Genomic DNA, 20,906 nt, shown 5'->3' with positions numbered 1-20,906 from the left:
TTACCATTTTCTTCTTCTCAAAAATTTTCTTATCAAATCTTTTCTAAAAGTATATATTAAAACAAACCAAATAATCAAATATATTATTGCAAATATAGTTAAATTAACAACAATTCCATATTTATTCTGAAATTTTATCACGCTTGAACCCCAATAAGAAATCATCGAAGTTACAAATGTCACTCCTAAAATTGCAATGTATTTTAAGTTTCTTAATTTTACATATTTTTTGTTTAGCGAAATATATAAAATTATAAAGTTTACCATTGCAGAAAATGAAGTTGCGAATGTCAAACCAACATGTCTATATTGCTTATACAAAAGTGAATCTAAAACTATGTTTATAAATATTGCAGTAAAAGATGAAATAACAGGTGTCTTTCTATCTTTGTACACATAATGGCTTCTTGTAAGAAGATGTATTGTTGAGAAAAATAGAAGTCCCAAAGCATAAAACTGTAATGTTTCTGAAGTAACTTTTACAGCTGCCGCATTAAATTTTCCTCTTTCGTAAACTAATCTTACTATCTCTTTTGCATATCCAAATAAAATTACACTTGATGGAACGATTAGAAAAGATAGCATATATAATCCTTGATGAACAACTCTTCTCACTGTTCTGTTATCATTTTTTACAACAGCTTTTGACAATGTCGGGAAAATTACAACTGCTAGTGAAATTGCAAAAACTCCTATTGGAAGCAAGTATAATCTACTTGCATAATTTAATGCACTTGCTGTTCCAGCTGGAAGTGAAGTTGCAAACCTGTTGTCAACAATTTCATTTATTTGATAGCCAAAAATTCCGACTAATGTTGGAACCATTAAAACAAACATTTCTTTTACATATTCATCTTTTAAGTTTAAAATAAATTTATATTTTTTCATAATTTGAAAAAATTGTGGAAGCATTATCACTAACTGAAAAACTCCTGAAAGCAAATAAGCTACACCAAGTCCATAAATTCCCATTTTATTTTTTAGCATTAAAGTTCCAACTATGATTGTCAAGTTAAATACAATTCCCATCGACGCTGAAACTGCGAATTTTTTGTAATTATTTAATAGTGACGATACGACTCCAGATAGTGCAATAAATAAAAAATAAAAAGCTACGATTTTCAATAAGTTATTCGCTGCATCAAATCTTTTTGGATCGTTAAAACCTGTTGTCACTTTTAAAATTTGTTTAGAAAAGAATATCATAATTACAGAAAGTGTCGATGTAAATGCAACTATTAAGTTTAAAAGTGAAAATACAAAGTCATCTGTTCTCTCTTTTCCCTCTTCTGCCATTCCACGGTTATAAATTGGAATAAATACCGTTCCAAGCGATCCTTCCCCAAATAATGTCGTAAAAAAGTTTGGAATTTTTGTAGCGCTGACATAGGCATCTGTCATTCCAGTCGCTCCAAAAACACTTCCGATAATCATTTCTCTTATAAGTCCTAAAATTCGGCTTAACATATTTATTATCATTACTATAAAACTAGATTTAAACATTTAATTTCCTTTTTTAATAAAATATAAATTTGCATTTTTATGGATAACGCATAATCCTTTTATTTATAATTTATAAAAATTTTTACATAATTTTTGTTACAAAAAAACTATTTTGATCGATAATTATATCAATTTCGCCATTTTTAAACATATCTAAAATACATAAAAACATCGTCACAATCCGTATCTTAGAAAATTTATTTTTTAGTAAATGACTAAACAGTACTTTTTTTTCATTTTTAATACTTTCTGTAATTTCGAAATGGGCCTCCTTTGTCGTATACTCTTCTTCCAAATTTAATTTTATGTTTTCTTGAATATTTTTTTTCACATTTTTTGAATTCAAAATGTTTTTAAAACTTGCAATCAAATTTTCTAAAGTTAGGCTGGAAATATCATATTCCACAGTTTTTTCTCCAAAATTCTGGTTTCCCATTCTCAAATGACTAACATTGTATTCGTTCTCTTTTTCTGCAAATAACTGAGAAATTTCTTTAAACAACTTGTATTCCAAAATCTTTTTTTCTAAATTTTCAACTTTTTCAGTTTTTTTATTTTCATTCAAAACCGAATAAGCCTTTATTTCCACTAAATCTGTAGCCATCACAAGAAATTCCACTTTTATTCGCAAATTTTTTTCCTTTTGGCTGTGAATATATTCTAAATAATCATCAATTATTTGAGAAATATTAATTTTGTGAATATCCATTTTCTTTTTTTCAATCAAGTGAATGAGAAGATCTAAAGGTCCTTCAAAATTATTAATTTTTACATTAATCGTATCTTTAATCATAAATTTTTTATTTCCTTTATTTATATTTATTCTATATTATTTTCTTTTCTCTTTTTTCTTCTTCTGATTTTTTATTTATTTATTTTTTAAATTTATTTTTTAATTTTTTCAACTTTATTTTTCCAATATTTACTATCTTTGTCAATTTGATTTTTTAGTTCATCAATAGATCCGAATTTCACTTCTTTTCTAATATTTTCAAAAATTTCAATCAAAATATATTTTCCATAAATATCTTTATCAAAATCAAAAATATGTGTTTCAACGCTCAAATTATCTTTATCAACAGTAGGATTTCTCCCAATATTCATAACCCCAGTATAAGTTTTAAGAATACCCTTTTCATAAAAATAAATTTTTACTCCGTAAACCCCAAAACTTGGATAAACTCGATTTTCAAATTTTAAATTTGCCGTAGGAAATCCAATCGTCCGACCAAGCTGTTTTCCATGAACGACCTTTCCAAGAATTAAAAGATTATGTCCAAGCAGTTCCTTCACTTTTTCTAAATTTGTTTCTTTTATATATTTTCGTATATTTGTGCTGCTTATAACTTCTGAATTATTATCAAAAACTGCTTCTTGAACTTCCAGCTCGATTCCATTTTTTTTCAAAAGCTCTTTTAAAATCTCTGGATTTCCAGATTTACCTTTTCCAAAAGTAAAATTAAAGCCACACAAAACTTTTTTTGCGTTTAATTTTTCAATCAAAATCTTTTTCACAAAATTTTCTGGCGAAAAATTTCTAACTTTTTCAAATTCTTCGAAATATAAGTAGTCAATTCCTTCATTATTCATAATAAAAGCCTTTTCAGATTGATTTGTTATTCTCGTATGCCTTTTATCTGGATATTCATTAAAAGTATAAACGACTGTTTTATAACCATTTTTTCGTGCATTTTCTACACCTTTTTGAAAAATTTTCCTATGAGCCTTGTGAACTCCATCAAAGTTTCCTAAAATTACAACTGTTCCAGTTTCTTTTAATTCATTCAAACTATCTTTTAAATTAAAGCAACTGATATTTTCATCTCTCTTAAATTCTAAAAACTCAATTATATTGTCCTTATTTTCAGTAACTATTTTTATACTCATTTTTTATTTTCAACTTTCTGCAATAAAATTAAACCAATAAATTTTTTATATAAATATTTACTGGACTTTATAATTTTACATTATTTTAGACGACTTTTCAAGCATTGTTTTTATTTTTTAAAAAATCGGCTATAACTAGACAAATCAAAATTTTCAATATTATCCATAAATTCATCAAAACTACTTGTAACTTTTGTCAATTCAAACGAAAAAAGTATCGTATCATCAGCAAAATAAATACCTTTATCAATTTTATTAAGAAAAAATAAATTTGAAAAAGAGCCGTTATCATCATAATCATTATCCAAATATAAATCATTCCAAACACAAACATAGTTTTGTAAAAAATTTCTTTCATATTGAACATTCAATAAATTTTCCAAACTAATAAGTTTATATAATAAAATCTTTTTGTGAAATAAACTTTCAGATTTCTTTTTTAACTTTTTCATTTTTTCCCAAGTTGTCCCAGCATACTCTTTAATAATTTCACGATATTCTTCAACTTCTTTCAAAGAAAAAGTTTTTAAAATTTGAGAAATTTCTAGTTTTAATCTATTCATAAAATCTATAACTTTTTTATCCCCTTTATCAATTTTTTCATTAAAAATTTCTCTATATATTTTATCAAATATCTCTTTAAATTTTTTTATTTTTTCAAAATCAATAAAATTATCAAAACTTTTCTCTGAATCTTTTAAACGAATAATTCCAAACAAAGTTAAAAAAATTCTTTCAACAAAACTGTACTCCTCCATCATAAAGAAAATCATCAGAAAAATCCATACTTAAAAATGAAGTTTTTACATTGTCTTTAAACAAAATAAATTCATATTCTCGCAATAGTTTTTCATATTTAGTTGGAAACATTTCAAAAAATTTAGAATTAAAATAATCACTCTCACATTCTCGTTTTCTACTATTCTCAAAATCAATAATATTGTAAATATCATTTTTAATCATCAAATTTTTCTCCCCAAATATAAAATCACATTTCAAAAATTTCTTTCATATATTTGGAAATATTTTCAGTGACATGACTTGCATTTACAATATATTGTTTTTTTGTAAGCTCATCTCCAATATATCCGTGCAAAAAAGCTCCAATACAAGCACTTTCAATTAAATTGTAATTTTGTGCGACAAGCGAAGTTATAATTCCAGTAAGACAGTCTCCCATTCCGCCATTTGCCATGTGAGAATTTCCCGTGCTATTTACAAAAAGTTTGTTTCCATCGGTGATTATCGTATTTTTTCCTTTTAGAAGTAAAATTACTTTATATTTTTTTGCAAATTCTTTTGCTTTTGTAAATTTATCTAAAAGAATGTCTTCTGGGGATAATCTTGAAAGTCTTGAAAATTCTACAATATGTGGAGTTAGAATCGCACGATTTTCTATTTTTTCAAATAATTTAGGATTTTCTGAAATTAAATTTAGCGCATCCGCATCCAGCACCAAATTTATCGTTTTATTTTTATTATTTTTTTCATAATTTAATAATTTTTCTAAAATTGTCAATGATTTTTCAGTTTTCCCAATTCCAGGCCCTATTGCAATCACATCTGAATTTAAAATATTATTTTCTATTTTTTGTAATTCATTTTTAAAATCATTTTCAGAAATTGTTCTTGAGCTATTTATATTTAAATGCATAATTTCAGATAAAATATTATTTTTTAAAATATTTTCCGATGTCAAAAGAGTCACAAGCCCAGCTCCCGCTCGAACGCAAGAATTTGAAGCTAGGACACTTGCACCAGAAAATTCTTTGCTTCCTGCATAAATTAATACTTTTCCGAAATCCCCCTTATGAGAATTTACATTTCGAACTTTATGCAAATTTTTTATATCTGATTTTGTCAAGTAATATTCATTTACAAGATTTTTAAAAAAGTTTTGATTTAATCCAATATTTTTTATTACAATTTTTCCAAAATATTTTGAATTTTTTGTGTTCAAAAAAGCCTTTTTATAAGTTACAAATGAAATTGTTTTATCCGCTTTTATGCAAGTCCCCATAATTTCACCATTATCTCCACTTATTCCTGAAGGAATATCGATGGAATAAACTTCTTTTTTATTTGAATACTCATTTACAATTTCTATAATTTTTTTGTAAACTCCTTTAACTTCTGAATTAAGCCCTGTTCCAAAAATCCCTTCGATTATGCACTCACTTTTTAAAATCCAAGTTTTTAATTTTTCTATATTATCTGACATCTCAATTTCAATATTTTTACAAATATCATAATTAATTTTGCAGTCGCAACTTAAATTTTCAAAAGAAACTCCAAATATTTTCACTTTTTTACCTTTTGACCAAAGCTGCCGTGCAATCGCATATCCATCGCCACCGTTATTTCCTTTTCCACAGACAATCAAAAAGTTATCAAGTTTTTCATCAATTTCATTGACAAAATCAATTGCCGCATTTTCCATTAAAACAATACTTGGAATTTTTAAATTATCTATTGCGTAACGATCGATTAATTTAGTTGTTTCATTATTTCCAATTAACATTTTAATATTTTGTTCCTTTCTTTTCTTTATTTTTCTTCTCTTTTTCTTCTTTTTCTCTTTTTTTAGTTTTTAATTAAAAAAAATTTTTTATACAATTTCTTTTAAATATAAAAATCATATTCAAAAATTATTTTTTATGAACCATAAATCCCGTAGCTTGTTGTGTTGCCATTATTGTCACATCTGAAATTTGAACATGTTTTGGCTGATTTGCGACATATAATGCCACATTTGCAATATCTTCAGGTTTTAATGCTTCAATTCCTGAATAAACATCTTTTGCCCGTTCCTTATCTCCGTGAAATCTAACTTCACTAAAATCAGTTTCCACAATTCCTGGCTGCAATGTACTAACTTTAATATTTTTGTCAATTGTATCAATTCTAATTCCATCGCTCAAAAATTTTACTGCCGCTTTTGTTGCACAATAAACTGCTGCTCCTGCATAAGAATAAATTCCAGCTGTCGACCCCATATTAATTATATGCCCTGTATTATTTTCAACCATATTTGGTATAATTTCACGACTTACATACAAAAGACCTTTTACATTAGTATCTATCATTATTTCCATATCCATAATGCTATACTCTTGAAATTTTTCAAGTCCCAAAGCCAATCCTGCATTATTCACCAAAATATCTACTTTTGAAACTTTTTCCAAGATTTTTTTAACAGTTTTTACAACTTTATCATATTTTGTAACATCTAACTCAAAGATATAGACATTTACTCCAAATCTTCTTTCAATATCAGCTTTAATTTCTTCCAACTTTCCAATTCTTCTCGCACACAAAATCAAATCATCGCCATTTTTCCCAAATGCATAAGCAATCGCCTTCCCAATTCCGCTTGACGCTCCTGTTATAAATACATTTCTTGACATTTTTTTCTCCTTTTTTCTCCTTCTGAATTAAATTTTTTTATTATTTATAAAAATTTTTGTATATTTTATAGTAAAAAAATTCAACTGATTTTTATAAAAATTATTTTCAAATATCTAATTTTTATTTAAAAACTAAATCTAAATTTCAAAATCTTCAAATTTTCCGTTTTTCATAATCTTAAGATTTTTAAATCCAATTTCTTTTACAAGTTCCACGCTCTCTTTAAAATAATAATCAATATTTTCCACAGAATGTGCATCTGAAGAAAGCGTAATCGGAATATTTTTTGATAAAATCTTCTTTAATATGAAAGCACTTGGATACGGAGTTTCTGTCCATCCTCTTGAAATCCCCCCCGTATTTATTTCCACAATTAAATCAGTTTTTGAAATTTCATCTAACACTTCATCAACTTTTTTATTATACCATTCTGAATTTTCATCAAAGTATTTTCCGTTACCATTAAATTTTCTCACCAAATCCAGATGCCCCAAAATATCTGGCTTCTGAGTATGAATCATTTCAATTATATTGTCATAATAAGCACAAATTAAAGATTTTTCATCGCCATTGTCATAATTTTCAATTGCATAAGCCAAAATTTCTGGAGTATCATCAACGCAGTAATATTCATCTTTTACTTTATCTTTTACATAGTGAACTGAACCTATTCTATAATCAAGTCCCAAATTTTTATCCAGTTTTGGATTAAATCCAGAATAAAAATCTGCTTCAATTCCAATATAAACCTGAATTTTATCTTTATATTTTTCTTTCAAAAATTTCAGTTCTTCAATATATTTAAGAGTCCCTTCCAAAGACATATTAGGCTCTTTATCAAAATAAACATAAGAATGTCCTGATAATCCAATACTCACAAAATTTTTCTCAATCGCTTCTAAAATATATTCTTCAGCTCTATTCTTCCCATCACAATAAGTTGTGTGCCCGTGCAAGTTTGATGGAAATGATATTTTTTTTAATTGATTTTTCAATGCTATCAAATCCTTTCTTTTCTTTTTTTCTTTTTTTCTAGACTTTATCATATTTTATTATACCATATGAAAGTAGTTGCTCAAAATAAAAATATTTTATAAAAAAAAGCAACTGCTTTTTAAACAGTCACTTTTTATTCTTAAATTTTTTCTTCGTTAAAATAATTTTTCTGCAATCCATAAGTCGATATTTTCCGATTAACCAAATAAGCAAAAATCACAATTATCACAAAAAATGGCAAATTATTAAATCCAAAAACTTCTCCGCCAATAAAAATTGGTGCCAGTAAAGTATTTGTCGCACTTCCAAATACACTGATATAACCTGCAGCTGCAACAAATTCAATCGGCAGACCAAAGAAAATCGCTATCACAACACCCAAGGAAGCTCCAATTGAAAATAATGGTGTCACTTCTCCACCTTGAAATCCAGCAGCCAATGTCAATGTTGTCAATAACAATTTTAATATCCAGTCATATCCAAAAATTTGTTTCCCTGAAAAACTGTTTTCAATTAAATTTGTTCCAAGCCCTGTATATCGACCTTCATGCAATAATAAAAGTATTATGCTAAGAAAAATTCCGATAATAAAAATTCGATAATATGGATTTTTAATTTTTTCTGCAGCAAATTTTTTCAAGAAACTTTGCAAATAAACAAATAAATTTCCAGCAATTCCAAAAATTATTCCTAAAATTGCAAATTTTACAAATGTCATTGGAGTTATTGATAAAGTTGTATTTACAATATGAGTAAACTTTTCCAATCCTAAAAAAGATGAAGTCCAACTGGCAGTAAATGCTGCAACAACAGCTGGAAGCAAAGCATACAACTGCAAATTTCCCAATGCTAAAACTTCTAAACCAAAAAATAACGCTGCAATCGGTGTTTGAAACAATCCGCCAAAACCTGCCGCCATTCCTGTTACCAAAAAGACTTTAGACTTATCAGGAAAATTAAAATACTTATTAAATCTATGAGAAAGTGTCGCTCCCAGCTGCACAGCAACCCCTTCACGCCCAGCACTTCCTCCAAACAAATGCGTAATCCAAGTCGCAACCGTCACAATCGGAATAAGTCTCAAAGGAATCTCCTTTTCAGTCCCATGACCAACTTCAAAAATTAGTCCCATCCCCTTGCCAGTCTTCCCAGCAAATTTTTGATAAATAAAAACAATCAAAAGTCCTGCCAAAGCCAGAAAAGGCACAAAATAATACAAATATTCCTTCCGAATATCTCCAATTAAAAGCAATCCTCTTCCAAAAATCGTATCAATTATTCCAACGATAAGACCAATAATAATGCCTGCTATTATCAATTTTAAATACAGAAAATATGAATGCTGATAACTTTCTTTTATATTTTTTAACATGAATGTGTTTTCCTTTCTTTTTATAGATTTGATATTATAACATCTTAATATTAGCACATATGGTTTAAAAATACAATGATATAAAAAAACTGCAAATGAAAATTAATTCAAATACAGCTTTTTTTCTTTTATCAAACTCTATAAAAAAAGAAATCCAAGTCCAATCCCTCAAATTTCTTTTTTCTTTTCACAATAACCTAAATTTTTCTAACTATAATTTAAAAAAACTATTTAATTTTTTCCAAAGTATTTTGAACTCTCTTCAAAGTTCTCTCTTTCCCAATAATCGCAATTACAGTATATAAATCTGCTCCTCTAGCTTTTCCAGTAACAACTGCTCTAAGTGGCATTAATACTGCTGCTGGTCCTTCACCTAGTTCATCTTGCAATCCGTGTAAAATTTCTTTTGCTTCTTCTTCAGAGATTTCTTCATTTAAAGCATTAATTTTTTCTACAAATAATTCGATAGATTTTTTACCAACTTCTGTTTCCAATGAATTTCTCAATCTTTCAACAGATTTTCTCGCTTTTTTGTTCATTCCTTCTTCAACAACTGGCAATTCAAATTCATCTTCAAAGTAAATTGATGAAATTTCAGGCAATTCTTTCAAAGTATGAGCTCCTTCTCTTGAAATTTCTACAATTCTTCTTAATTTAGAAAATTCTTCATCAGATAAGTTTTCGTCAGCGTAATATCCAGCTTTCACAAAATATGGAATCGCTAATTTAGTCAATTCGTCTAAATCTTTCAATCTCATATGATGATTATTTACCCAACCTAATTTAACCAAATCAAATACAGGGCCTCCAAGCGAGATTTTATCAAACGAAAAATTTTCAATCATTTCTTCAATTGTAAAAATTTCTTTATTTTCTCCAAAGCTCCATCCCATTAAAGCCAAGAAATTTAAAATTCCTTCCTTCAAATATCCTTCTTCTTGGTAATAATTCAATGAAACTGGATTTTTTCTCTTAGAAATTTTAGTTTTATCCGCATTTCTCAAAAGTGGCATGTGATACCATTTTGGCTCATCCCAACCAAACGCTTTGTACAATTGAATATGTTTAGGCGTAGACGAAATCCATTCTTCAGCTCTAATAACATGTGTAATTCCCATTAAATGGTCATCCACGATATTTGCCAAATGATAAGTAGGGAATCCATCAGATTTTAACAATACTTGGTCATCAATTTTACTATTCTCAAATCTAATTTCCCCTCTTAAACCATCATTTACAATTGTTTCTCCTTCATAAGGCATTTTCAATCTAATTGTATAAGGTTCTCCTGCAGCCAATTTAGCTTCAACTTCCTCTTTAGAAAGGTTTCTACAATGACCGTCATATCCAGGTGCTTGTTTCATCGCAGTTTGTCTTTCTCTCAATTTTTGCAATCTTTCAGGTGTACAAAAACAGTAATACGCCTCCCCTTTTTCTACCAATTTTTCAGCATATTCTTTATATATTTCAAATCTTTCAGACTGTCTGTAAGGACCTCTATCCCCACCAACATCTGGACCTTCATCATAATTAAGTCCAAGCCATTTCATCGCATCAAAAATTTGTTGTTCCGAATCTTCAGAAAATCTAGTTCTATCCGTATCTTCAATTCTCAATAAAAAGTCTCCACCATTATGTTTTGCAAATACATAATTAAAAAGACCAATGTAGGCAGTTCCCACATGTGGATCTCCAGTTGGAGACGGTGCTATTCTAACTCTTACTCTTTTGTTATCATTATTTGACATTTTTTCTCTTTTTCTCCTATCTATTTGTTATTCTTTTTATATTATATAATAAAATGAATTATTGTGCAACAACTATTGTGTAAATTCCAATTATACAACAACGGTTATCTAAAAATTCTAATTTTCTTCTTTTAGGTTATATTTTTTTACATAATCTTCCATTATTTTCACTGCTATTGGTCTATTAAACCTTCTCGCAAATTCAATTACTGTTAGTCCCCATTTATCTTTTACTAAAAGAGGAAGTCCTGGTTGAGAAAATATCAGTTGGTATAACGGTAACATTTCTATTTCAGGGGTGCCGATATTAAATAATCCTTTGAATGAAACCGTTTTCTCTTTCTTATATATTGTTGTTATATCTGCACCTTTTTCCAATAATGTTTTACACAATATTATCATTTTTATTATATCTCGTCGTCCATGATAAAATAATGGAAAGAACAAACTCATCCCGTCTTCTCTTACTATTTTAACATCTGCCCCTTTATTTATTAAAAAATTAGCAATTTCATAACGTGCAGTACTATCATTATTTGCTAATGCATCAAATAAGATGCTATCTCTTGATGCTTCTCCAAGTTTTTCATCTCCTTTTTTGAATATTTCTATAACATCCTTTAATGTTCCAAATCTTACTGCTTCCCAAATTGTTGTACATTCTGACATTTTGATATCTCCTTCCTATTATTTTGTAGGTATTTTCATTTGTTGTTTTTGAATTATATTTTGTATATTATTTATATAATCTGGCTTATATTCTAATAATGGTACTGTTTTGTATTCTAATAAAGGTATTGCTGACGAATTAAATTGAGGTAATAACGGAGTTGTTGTATTTTCAAAGTGCGTAAATAATTTTTGTGTAAATAGAATAGTGAAGTGTTGAATTTACTAGATTTTCTATTAATTTGCACAAAATTTTGGACTATCCCTTATTTTACTTATATTTTTTCAAACTTATTTTCATCTTCATAATATCTGCTTGCACTTTTTCTTTTATCATTTTCAACATTAAGAAAATAGTAAATTCTTTTATCTTTATTATGCCAACAAATTTTACTTACTTTTGCCTCAAGCACTGGATATTTAAACAATCTAACTTTATCTCCGATATTGAATTTTGGCTTATTTTTTATTTCATAAATTTCTCTCTTTAGTCGAAACTTTGCCTTTCCTCCTAGTGATTGCACTACTATATATTCTTCTTTTTCTTCTATACATTTCAATATTGTTATTCCGAGATTTTCATTTGATTTTTCCAAATCTTCGAGATAGATATATTTTAATTTATTTGGTACATCTTTTAGTACTCCATAACTTCCTACATATTTTTTTTCATTTATTTCACTTCTCCTTTTTGTATAGAGTAAATTTCTCAAATATTATATAGTTGCTTTGCCATATATTATTTAGAGATTTACACAAAAATTTTTACACACCCTAAAATGGATAAATGTCATATTCAAATATTTCTGAACTGATTTTATATATTTTGTTTTTTAATTCATCAAGTTGATTATTAATTTGATAAACTTCTTCAACTTTTTTTTGTCATTTTCTTCTGATTCAATTAAATAGAAGTAATAAGAAGAGAAACCTTGATCTTTTGGTTCTGGACTTCCCCATTTGCTCCATTTTCTTATTTCATCTTTTATTTTTTTTTTCAATTCTTCTGGAAATATTTCTCTTTCCCCATAAATTACAATATTTAATATGCATAAATAATCTAGCAATGAAATTTTGATCGGTTCATATAAATCTTTTCTTTTTTTCAACTCATTTCTTTTTTTAAGAAAGTTTCTACTGCCTCTTTTAATTCTATGTATTTTTCTAATTTATCCACTTCCTAAACGCCTCCATTTTATTTACTATATTTAAAAAATTCATTTCCACACCTTGCTTTAAACCTCTATTTATAAGCAAATTCCATTTTTTCTATTCAGATTATTAAATATTTCTATAACTATATTTTAACAGAAAGATTTCTTTTTAGCCATAACAAAAACCTCCAAATATTATATAGTTATTTTATCATATATTATTTAGAGATTTACACAAAAGTTTTTACACACCCATTCTAATATATACTTTTATAGCAATGATTATTAAGTACTTTAATTTTCTTCTTTCAAATTATATTTTTTTACATAATCTTCCATCATTTTCACTGCTATTGGCCTATTGGATCTTCTCGCAAATTCAATTACTGTTAGTCCCCATTTGTCCTTTGCTAGAAGAGGAAGTCCTGGTTGAGAAAATATTAGCTGATATAGTGGTAACATTTCCATTTCAGGAGCACCAATATTAAATAATTCCTTGAAAGCAACCGTTTTCTCTTTCTTATATATTGTTGTTATATCTGCACCTTTTTCCAATAATGTCTTACACAAAATTGTTGTTTTTACTATATCTTGCCATCCATGAGAAAATAATGGAAAAAACATACTCATTCCATCTTCTGTTATTATTTTAACATCAGCTCCTTTATTTATTAAAAAATTTGCTATTCTATATCTTTCTTTTGATTTTGTATTACATAATGCTGTAAAAAGCAAACTTTCTCTAGAAGCATTTATTTCATTTTGATCGCCTTCTTTAAATATTTTTAAAAATTCTTCATATGTTCCCATTAATGTTGCTGAATAAATTGTCATAGCTTTTTATCCTTTCTCTATTTTGTAGGTATTTTCATTTGTTGTTTTTGAATTATATTTTGTATATTATTTATATAATCTGGCTTATATTCTAATAATGGTACTGTTTTGTATTCTTTTCTACACCTTGCTTTAAACCTCTATTTATAAGCAACTTTTACTTTTTCTGTTCAGATTATTAAATATTTCTATAACTATATCTTAACAGACAGATTTCTTTTTAGCCATAACAAAAACCTCCAAATATTATATAGTTATTTTATCATATATTATTTAGAGGTTTAAACAAAAATTTTTACACACCCGATAAACTATTATATTTTGAACTTACACAAAATTATGGACACTTTTTACAAATCATTTATTTTTATTTCTAAATAACTTTCTAATTCTTTTGGCAACATTAAAAATGCTTTTTTCCCCAACAGAACTCTTTTATATTCTTCTAAAGTACAGCTCCAGTCTGGCCAATCATAAAAGTCCGGTTCAAACTCTACCCTGTCTTTATATACGGAAGTGAAAAATATCTCTGTTCCTGTTTCAAAGCACTCTATTTCCCCACTCTCCACTCTTTTTATTTCTTCCAGTTCATAATCTACATCTGAAACATATCTCATCTCCCATACAGCTCCAGCTAAATAACGTGAGTAATTAACATCATATTTTTCATCATCTATAACATCACAGTCTGGAGACCATAATTCTCCATTTTTAGCTATCTTATAAAAAAATTTCACTTTCATTAGTTTCCTCCTTCATACATTGGAAAGGCTCTTGTTCCCTTCTTATTTAAAAATCCTTTTATTTTTACTCCACTTGGTGAAGTCCCTTTCCATTCAATACCTTTTCTTGTTTGTTCTATTTTAAATTATTTCCACACCTTATTTTAAACCTCTATTTATAAACAGATTCCACTTTTTCTATTCATATTATTAAATATTTCTATAACTATATTTTAACAGAAAGATTTCTTTTTAGCCATAACAAAAACCTCCAAATATTATATAGTTATTTTATCATATATTATTTAGAGGTTTAAACAAAATTCTGGACACTCTCATTTATTTTATTTTTCCATTTTTGTATGTTTTTCTCTTTTTATCTTTATAAGTTTCTTTTCTATCTGAAATTTCTATAATTAATATTAATAAAATATCATTTTTTATTTCAGCTACGATTCTATAAGAGCCTACTCGATATCTCCATAATCCTTTTAAATTTCCTGTAAGTGCTTTTCCTCTTTGCTTTGGATTTTGTGTACCGATTAAATTTTCTGAAATCCATTTTTTAAGAAGTTTAGCAATTGCTTTATTTGATTTAATTAATTTTTTTAGATCTTTTTCTGCAGATTCAGTAAATTTTACTTCATAAAATTTTTTTTCCATTATAATCCTAGCCTTTTAAAAACTTCTTCAGCAGAAGCATTTTTTTCAGATTTTGAATTTTCCCATCTTCTTAATATTCTTTTTTCATCTTCTTCAGTTATTTCATAATATATTTTGTCTAAAATTAAATTACGGACAAAAGATGACATATTAAGATTATTTATCTTTGAATATTCTTTTAAAAGTTCTAAATCTTCTTTTTCCATTCTCAATGATAATGTAGGCATTTTTTATCCCTCCAATTGTAATATTTATATTACAATTGTACCAAGTATTATTCTATTTGTCAAGATATGAAAAATTTTAAGATAGTAAATCAATATGGATTTTACTCAAGATGTATTTCCGATAAACTCAAAAAAACAATTGAACCTTTTAAGAGAAATGTTGCAGAAATATTCCTTTTATACAAAACTTTTTGAATGCCCCCTTTTTACTATCCTAACTGTAAAGGTGAACTACTCCCGCTTTTAGAAGCGGGAGCTTCTTGGGAAGTATCTGCTTTTGTTAGCCAAATATATTTACCAAGCTCTTCGGACAGTCCCTGCCCTGTTTTTTTTATTTCCCTAATATTCCAACATCAATTTTCCAATGTTTTTTATATTCACTGCAGCATTGTAATCTCTATCAATTTCAATTCCACAGCACTCACATTTATAACTTCTTTCTGATAATTCCAATTTCTCTTTAATATTTCCACATTTACTGCAAGTTTTCGATGACGGAAACCACTTATCTATCTTCAAAAATTGTTTCCCTAAAAACATCAACTTATACTCAAGCATTCTCAAAAACATTCCCCATCCATTATCTCCTACACTTTTCCCAAAATTTAATGCCTGGCTCATCCCTTTCATATTCAAATCCTCAACAACTACAGCATTATACGCTTCAGACAATTTTTTCGATAATTTATGTAAAAAATCTCTTCGACAATTTTTAATATACTCATGTAATTTTGATATTTTTTCTTTTTGCTTATACCAATTTTTAGAAAACTTCACTTTTCTCGATAATGATTTCTGTAATTTTTTCAATTCTTCTTCCAACATTCTAAAATATTTTGGATAATCAGCCCTTTGGTTTTCAGAACTGACAAATAATTCAGGTATTGAGAAATCAAGTCCAATTACTTTATCATTACTAGCTACCTTTTGAATTTCCTTTCCAAATTCCGTCAAAATAGAAACATAATAATTTCCATTACTATTTATCAATGTTACTGACTTTATCTTGTAATCCTTTGGTATTTCTCTATGATATTTCAATTTTACTTTTTTCAATTTCGGCAAAATCAAATATTTGTTTACCTCAATTCGTATCGAATTATTCACACAATTTGTCGTGTAACTTTTAACACTTTTCTTTTTAGATTTGAACTTTGGAAACTTTGCTCTCTTTTGAAAGAAATTCGTAAACGATCGTTTTACATTCAATTGAGCATTTGAAAGTGCTAGACTGTCTACTTCTTTTAGAAATTGATTTTCACTTTTCAAACTGGCAGGTGTAATTATTTTATTTTTTCCAGTTTCTTCATAAAATTTATTCGCAGTATACAAAATCGTATTGTAAACAAAACGAACACATCCAAAAGTCTTATTTATCAATAATTCCTGATCTTTATTTGGATAAATTCTATATTTGAATGCTAAATTATATTTCATAAAATTACACCTCCTTTTGATTTTGAATATATTTTTTAATTATCTCTAACGGTGCACCTCCAACACTTACAACTAAATAACTTCTACTCCAAAAATATTCTTTCCACAATCTTCCCCTTATTTCAGGAAATTCTTTTTTTATCAACCTGCTGGAAGCACTTTTATAAGTATTTACAAACTTAGAAAGTTCAGTATTAGGCATAGCATTAATCAACATATGAATATGATCAACATCATGTTCCCATTCTTTAAGAACAATGTTATACTTCGGACATATTTTTTTAAAAATCTCTTTCAATCTATTAGAAATTTCATCATCAATGACTTCTCTTCGATATTTTATACAAAAAATCATATGATAATTTATATCAAATACTGAATGATAATTACTATTATATGGCATTATTATTACCTACTTTTATATTATTTCACTGAATAAATTATATCATAAATATATCCTTTTTTCAATTTTTTTTTACAAAAAAAGCAATTCATCTCCCGCTTGTAGAAGCCGGAGACTTCTTGCTATCTTTTGTTAAAATGATTGTACGGGAATTTTATCATTATATTTCTACACCTTGCTTTAAACTTCTATTTATAAACAGATTCCACTTCTTCTGTTCAGACTATTAAATATTTTTATAACTCTATTTTAAATTAATCTCAGTAACGGCTTAAATATATTATTCATTTCCACAAATTCTTTATAAGTAATATCTGCCTTGTCATTAAAGATAATGTATATACCCTTTTCAAGTAACTGAACTTCATTCGCTTTCCCTTTGAGTCTTTCCAAAAGCTCTTCCTTTGGTACTTTTATCAGCTTATTATAACTTTCTTCATTGAAGTACATCACTGGAGATAGTGTAAATAATACATCTTGAAGTTCTTTTAACCCTTTTTCCTTTAATTTTAAAATTTCTGATTTATAGCTTTCTTTATAAGCAATTGAGTAACTTGAAGAAACAAAAATATCAGCAACATAAGGATCAAAAATATTTATCACTTTTGGAAGGTCTTCATATATTATTTTCTTATAGTTTATCAACTTGTATGTTATCTTAAATTCATAACGTAACTCATCCCAGACTACATATTTAAGTCCTCTCCACCTATATACACCTTCTATTGAAACACCTTTAGTTTTAATATTCTTAGCATCATAAAAACATACCAGTTCTGTCCCAAAGTCAGGTATTTCTGGAATTTCACTATCTTTCAATCCTAAAGGTGCTCCCAGTTTTGACAGTCCTTCCATAACTTTCTTATGTCTTTCTTCCATTGATTCATTTACGTCTACTTTTCTGTATAAGTGAATTGTTCTTTCTACTTCCTTCATTTCTTTATTTCCTCTCGTAAAATTTATAAAATCAAGATAATGGGGTGCCATCTTAATTTATATTTTAGATTTTGAATTTGCACAAAATTCTGAACACTCTCTCTTCTAAAAATTTTTTTTAAAGTTTTCAAACATTTCCTGAACTTCATTATCATTATAAATATCTTCATAAGCATTAACAATAATTTCAAGTTCTTTCAAAAAGTCTTTTTTAGAAATTATCTCAACATTCATTTCGTCTCTAGAGTTTCTAAATCTTTCTTCTTTTAAATCATTAATATTTTTATATTTCAATAATGCAACATCACTTTTTTCAAGTTTTTCTTTGTATTGAAAACCTACTACACCTCTACTATCATAATATTCTAATTCAATATTTTTATATTCTATTTCAATTTTATTTTTCAAAATATTTATAATAAATTTTTCTAAGTTCGTTTTAGGCAATGTATACTTTTTTTCTTTTTTATTCAAAATTTCTTTTAATTTTCCTTCTTTTAATAAAAATGAATAAAATTTTTTTAATATATTGATATCCCAATAATTGATATATTTCCTATTAAAGTTTATGAAATTATAATTATAAATATTTTCTTTTTTGTTATATTCAATCAGAAAATTTCTTAATTTATCTCTATTTAAAAAATCATTTAAATCAAACTTTATCTTATATTTTTTCAAATTATCTGTATATTGTGTATAATTATACAATTCTTGTTCAATAAAAAGCATAAAATCACTATAATCTGCCATATTTTTTAGATAATATAAATAAAAACTATAAAATAACTCCTCATACGAATAATATACTCTGATTTCCTTAGCTTCATTTAGTTCTGCTATGTACAAAGAACTTTCATTACTAATATAATAACCATAATTTTCAATAATACTTGTTTTAACTTCTCCACTTTTATAAATTTCAGAAATTAAAAAAGCAAAATTTCCTATTTCATTTACTAAATTATTAAAAAAATCATATTTATTCATTCCTAACTCTTCATAAAAATTTTCTTTTATTTTTTTTAAGCTCACTTTATTTCCCACCTTTACTTAAACCTCTATTTAAAAACAACCTTCACTTCTTTCCCATAAAACGCAACCCCAATCTTCAAAATATTCTTTATCCCTCTTGCCTTCAATCTCGTATCATATTTTTTCTCATCAATCTGCTTCAATGCCTTCTCTGCTTTCTCTTCCATACCCTTTTTCGTCTTCGATATTTTAAATTCCATAAGATAAGCCTTCTCATTACTTTTTATCGGAATCATCGCAAGGTCATATCTTCCATATCCGCTTTCATCATTTGAAATAATCTCATATTTCCCCATCAAAAATCCAACAAGCCCTATCATAAACACTTGATATATTTTTTCCATTTCCTTATCCAAGTCAAAATGACTCAGCATATTTATCATTATTTCTCCCAATGTCTTCTCAAATTTTTTAATATTTCCATTTTCAAGTGCTTTTATCAAAATGTTAGTTTTTACTTCTGTTCCAAAAAATCTGTTCAAGAACATATTCCCAAAATATTTCCGTATTTCCTTGTTTGGTATCTTTAAATTATAAATATTTGAATCGGATTCTTTTTCCTGATTTTTAGCTTTTGTCAAATATCCGCTATACAAAAGTAACTGCCATATCTCATCGTCGTTACTTAAAAGACTTTTTATCGTTGTTCCATCTGAAATATATTTTTCAATACTTTCCCCATCAGTAAATCGTTTTAAATCATCATAAACATTTTCTCCAGCATGATCAAGCATATTCTCTAAAAGTGTATTCCCTGAAACATTCGCCCAATATGCCTTGATTTCTCCATTATCAATATAATTTACAATAGACCATGGATTATAAACTTCACTTTCTCCAAATAAATATCCATTATACCATTCTTTAACTTCTTCGATTTTGTATTTCATACCAAAATAATCAAGCATTTCAATTACCTCACCTTCAAGAAGTCCAAAATATTCTGAATATTTTTTATTCAATATTGTATCTACTTTTAAATTATTTAAACCAGAGAATATTCCTTCTTTTATGATTCTAGTTATTCCCGTTAAAACACCATATTTCAAGGAATTATTAGTTTTTAATGCTGAACTGTAAAATGTTTGAAAAAAGTTTATTGCTTCATTGTAGTATCCTTTATCAAAGGCATTTATTATTGGAGCGTCGTATTCATCTATTAAAATTATGACTTTTTCTCCATAATACTTATAAAGACTATCTGCTAAAAATTTTAAAGACATTATATAGTCTGCATCTTCTTTTTCATAAAGTACTTTTTCAAATTTTCTTTTATCCCATTCATTCATTTTTTCTCTAATATACTCAAATTCAACATATAAATCAAAAATAAATAACTTCAATCTCTTTAAACATTCTTTCCAACTATTTCCTTTTAAATCCTTCAATGAAATAAAAATTACAGGATATTTCCCCTGTTCAACCATATATTCACTGTCAAATACTTTCAAATTTTCAAAAAGCTTTTTATTTTCTTCTTTATCTTTTACATCAAAAAAATATTTCAACATTGACATATTCAATGTTTTTCCAAATCGTCGAGGTCTTGTAAATAATGTAACTTTCGACCTGTTCATTAACATTTCATCTATTAGTAAAGTTTTATCTATATAGTAATATCCTTCTTGTATCAACTCTTTAAAATCTTCAATCCCCACAGGAACAGCTTTTTTTCTCATAAAATCACTCCCTCTTTTATTTTTTTATAACTTTCAATATATTAATTATACCATAACTTGATATTTAAAATGAAGTCATTTTAATATTCTGGGATATTTTAAAAACTCCTATATGACTCTTTAATTTGTTTTTTAGAGCATATGAGCATATCAACTTTCCAATACTTTTTTAAATTAATATTTTAAATTAATTTTCACAATCTCTATTTATAAGAATCTTCCACTTTTTTCAT

General features: G+C 26.9%; 22 protein-coding genes. All 22 read right to left on the bottom strand.

Annotated features, from left to right (window positions below):
- A complete protein-coding gene (gene murJ, locus J5A73_RS04465) occupies positions 1–1,503 on the bottom strand; it encodes a murein biosynthesis integral membrane protein MurJ (protein ID WP_211617005.1) in 1,503 nt (500 codons plus the stop codon).
- 82 nt (positions 1,504–1,585) lie between these two features.
- A complete protein-coding gene (locus tag J5A73_RS04460) occupies positions 1,586–2,296 on the bottom strand; it encodes a ScpA family protein (RefSeq protein ID WP_211617003.1) in 711 nt (236 codons plus the stop codon).
- A 92-nt stretch (positions 2,297–2,388) separates the two neighbouring features.
- Positions 2,389–3,390 (bottom strand): bifunctional riboflavin kinase/FAD synthetase, encoded by a 1,002-nt coding sequence (locus tag J5A73_RS04455; RefSeq protein WP_249069404.1) that lies wholly within the window; start codon positions 3,388–3,390, stop codon positions 2,389–2,391.
- A 110-nt stretch (positions 3,391–3,500) separates the two neighbouring features.
- Positions 3,501–4,109 carry a hypothetical protein gene (locus tag J5A73_RS04450; RefSeq protein ID WP_211617001.1) on the bottom strand — a complete coding sequence of 203 codons (609 nt, stop codon included), beginning with the start codon at positions 4,107–4,109 and terminating at the stop codon, positions 3,501–3,503.
- Positions 4,110–4,125: 16 nt separating this feature from the next.
- Positions 4,126–4,353: a hypothetical protein gene (locus tag J5A73_RS04445; RefSeq protein WP_211616999.1), complete on the bottom strand. Its 228-nt coding sequence runs from the start codon at positions 4,351–4,353 to the stop codon at positions 4,126–4,128.
- A 25-nt stretch (positions 4,354–4,378) separates the two neighbouring features.
- Positions 4,379–5,911: an NAD(P)H-hydrate dehydratase gene (locus J5A73_RS04440; RefSeq protein ID WP_211616997.1), complete on the bottom strand. Its 1,533-nt coding sequence runs from the start codon at positions 5,909–5,911 to the stop codon at positions 4,379–4,381.
- A gap of 127 nt (positions 5,912–6,038) precedes the next feature.
- Entirely contained in the window at positions 6,039–6,797 is a 759-nt protein-coding gene (locus J5A73_RS04435) for an SDR family NAD(P)-dependent oxidoreductase (protein ID WP_211616995.1), read from the bottom strand.
- Positions 6,798–6,935: 138 nt separating this feature from the next.
- Complete coding sequence (locus J5A73_RS04430; RefSeq protein WP_249069402.1) at positions 6,936–7,802, bottom strand: histidinol-phosphatase; 867 nt, start codon at positions 7,800–7,802, stop codon at positions 6,936–6,938.
- A gap of 131 nt (positions 7,803–7,933) precedes the next feature.
- A complete protein-coding gene (locus tag J5A73_RS04425) occupies positions 7,934–9,166 on the bottom strand; it encodes a chloride channel protein (RefSeq protein WP_211616991.1) in 1,233 nt (410 codons plus the stop codon).
- Positions 9,167–9,393: 227 nt separating this feature from the next.
- Positions 9,394–10,914 carry a glutamate--tRNA ligase gene (gltX, locus tag J5A73_RS04420; RefSeq protein ID WP_211616988.1) on the bottom strand — a complete coding sequence of 507 codons (1,521 nt, stop codon included), beginning with the start codon at positions 10,912–10,914 and terminating at the stop codon, positions 9,394–9,396.
- Between the two features lie 117 nt (positions 10,915–11,031).
- The gene (locus J5A73_RS04415; RefSeq protein ID WP_211616987.1) at positions 11,032–11,583 is read right to left on the bottom strand and encodes an ankyrin repeat domain-containing protein; all 552 of its coding nucleotides are present in this window, start codon (positions 11,581–11,583) and stop codon (positions 11,032–11,034) included.
- A 275-nt stretch (positions 11,584–11,858) separates the two neighbouring features.
- Positions 11,859–12,296 carry a hypothetical protein gene (locus J5A73_RS04410; RefSeq protein WP_249069399.1) on the bottom strand — a complete coding sequence of 146 codons (438 nt, stop codon included), beginning with the start codon at positions 12,294–12,296 and terminating at the stop codon, positions 11,859–11,861.
- A 120-nt stretch (positions 12,297–12,416) separates the two neighbouring features.
- Positions 12,417–12,692 (bottom strand): hypothetical protein, encoded by a 276-nt coding sequence (locus tag J5A73_RS04405; protein WP_211616985.1) that lies wholly within the window; start codon positions 12,690–12,692, stop codon positions 12,417–12,419.
- Between the two features lie 339 nt (positions 12,693–13,031).
- Positions 13,032–13,571 carry an ankyrin repeat domain-containing protein gene (locus J5A73_RS04400; RefSeq protein WP_211616983.1) on the bottom strand — a complete coding sequence of 180 codons (540 nt, stop codon included), beginning with the start codon at positions 13,569–13,571 and terminating at the stop codon, positions 13,032–13,034.
- Between the two features lie 350 nt (positions 13,572–13,921).
- Positions 13,922–14,314 (bottom strand): hypothetical protein, encoded by a 393-nt coding sequence (locus J5A73_RS04395; protein ID WP_211616980.1) that lies wholly within the window; start codon positions 14,312–14,314, stop codon positions 13,922–13,924.
- Between the two features lie 318 nt (positions 14,315–14,632).
- Entirely contained in the window at positions 14,633–14,956 is a 324-nt protein-coding gene (locus J5A73_RS04390) for a type II toxin-antitoxin system RelE/ParE family toxin (RefSeq protein WP_211616978.1), read from the bottom strand.
- Positions 14,956–15,183, bottom strand: a complete 228-nt coding sequence (locus J5A73_RS04385) for a DUF6290 family protein (RefSeq protein ID WP_211616976.1) — start codon at positions 15,181–15,183, stop codon at positions 14,956–14,958. The genes J5A73_RS04390 and J5A73_RS04385 overlap by 1 nt, the downstream gene beginning before the upstream one ends.
- Before the next feature lie 339 nt (positions 15,184–15,522).
- On the bottom strand, positions 15,523–16,620 hold the full coding sequence (locus J5A73_RS04380; protein ID WP_211616974.1) for an RNA-guided endonuclease TnpB family protein: 1,098 nt from the start codon (positions 16,618–16,620) through the stop codon (positions 15,523–15,525).
- Between the two features lie 4 nt (positions 16,621–16,624).
- Positions 16,625–17,023 (bottom strand): IS200/IS605 family transposase, encoded by a 399-nt coding sequence (tnpA, locus tag J5A73_RS04375; protein WP_211615521.1) that lies wholly within the window; start codon positions 17,021–17,023, stop codon positions 16,625–16,627.
- A gap of 249 nt (positions 17,024–17,272) precedes the next feature.
- On the bottom strand, positions 17,273–17,959 hold the full coding sequence (locus J5A73_RS04370; RefSeq protein ID WP_211616973.1) for a helicase: 687 nt from the start codon (positions 17,957–17,959) through the stop codon (positions 17,273–17,275).
- A gap of 105 nt (positions 17,960–18,064) precedes the next feature.
- A complete protein-coding gene (locus J5A73_RS04365) occupies positions 18,065–18,994 on the bottom strand; it encodes a hypothetical protein (RefSeq protein WP_211616971.1) in 930 nt (309 codons plus the stop codon).
- Between the two features lie 26 nt (positions 18,995–19,020).
- Positions 19,021–20,673, bottom strand: coding sequence for an AAA family ATPase (locus tag J5A73_RS04360; RefSeq protein ID WP_211616969.1), 1,653 nt, complete (start codon positions 20,671–20,673; stop codon positions 19,021–19,023).
- Between the last annotated feature and the right edge of the window lie 233 nt (positions 20,674–20,906).

It is taken from the genome of Leptotrichia sp. oral taxon 218 (assembly GCF_018128225.1).
Taxonomy (GTDB): Bacteria; Fusobacteriota; Fusobacteriia; order Fusobacteriales; family Leptotrichiaceae; genus Leptotrichia.
The sequence above is the reverse complement of the archived record's forward strand: the minus strand, read 5'-3'. Positions and strand labels throughout refer to the sequence as shown.

Bases quoted from the DNA above. Each gene is read 5' to 3' on its own strand.
- J5A73_RS04385 (WP_211616976.1), bottom strand. From the start codon at position 15,183: ATGCCTACATTATCATTGAGAATGGAAAAAGAAGATTTAGAACTTTTA.
- tnpA (WP_211615521.1), bottom strand. From the start codon at position 17,023: ATGCCATATAATAGTAATTATCATTCAGTATTTGATATAAATTATCAT.
- J5A73_RS04455 (WP_249069404.1), bottom strand. From the start codon at position 3,390: ATGAGTATAAAAATAGTTACTGAAAATAAGGACAATATAATTGAGTTT.
- J5A73_RS04445 (WP_211616999.1), bottom strand. From the start codon at position 4,353: ATGATTAAAAATGATATTTACAATATTATTGATTTTGAGAATAGTAGA.
- J5A73_RS04415 (WP_211616987.1), bottom strand. From the start codon at position 11,583: ATGTCAGAATGTACAACAATTTGGGAAGCAGTAAGATTTGGAACATTA.
- J5A73_RS04380 (WP_211616974.1), bottom strand. From the start codon at position 16,620: ATGAAATATAATTTAGCATTCAAATATAGAATTTATCCAAATAAAGAT.
- J5A73_RS04395 (WP_211616980.1), bottom strand. From the start codon at position 14,314: ATGAAAGTGAAATTTTTTTATAAGATAGCTAAAAATGGAGAATTATGG.
- murJ (WP_211617005.1), bottom strand. From the start codon at position 1,503: ATGTTTAAATCTAGTTTTATAGTAATGATAATAAATATGTTAAGCCGA.
- J5A73_RS04460 (WP_211617003.1), bottom strand. From the start codon at position 2,296: ATGATTAAAGATACGATTAATGTAAAAATTAATAATTTTGAAGGACCT.
- J5A73_RS04370 (WP_211616973.1), bottom strand. From the start codon at position 17,959: ATGAAGGAAGTAGAAAGAACAATTCACTTATACAGAAAAGTAGACGTA.
- J5A73_RS04390 (WP_211616978.1), bottom strand. From the start codon at position 14,956: ATGGAAAAAAAATTTTATGAAGTAAAATTTACTGAATCTGCAGAAAAA.
- J5A73_RS04360 (WP_211616969.1), bottom strand. From the start codon at position 20,673: ATGAGAAAAAAAGCTGTTCCTGTGGGGATTGAAGATTTTAAAGAGTTG.
- J5A73_RS04435 (WP_211616995.1), bottom strand. From the start codon at position 6,797: ATGTCAAGAAATGTATTTATAACAGGAGCGTCAAGCGGAATTGGGAAG.
- J5A73_RS04440 (WP_211616997.1), bottom strand. From the start codon at position 5,911: ATGTTAATTGGAAATAATGAAACAACTAAATTAATCGATCGTTACGCA.
- J5A73_RS04400 (WP_211616983.1), bottom strand. From the start codon at position 13,571: ATGACAATTTATTCAGCAACATTAATGGGAACATATGAAGAATTTTTA.
- J5A73_RS04425 (WP_211616991.1), bottom strand. From the start codon at position 9,166: ATGTTAAAAAATATAAAAGAAAGTTATCAGCATTCATATTTTCTGTAT.
- gltX (WP_211616988.1), bottom strand. From the start codon at position 10,914: ATGTCAAATAATGATAACAAAAGAGTAAGAGTTAGAATAGCACCGTCT.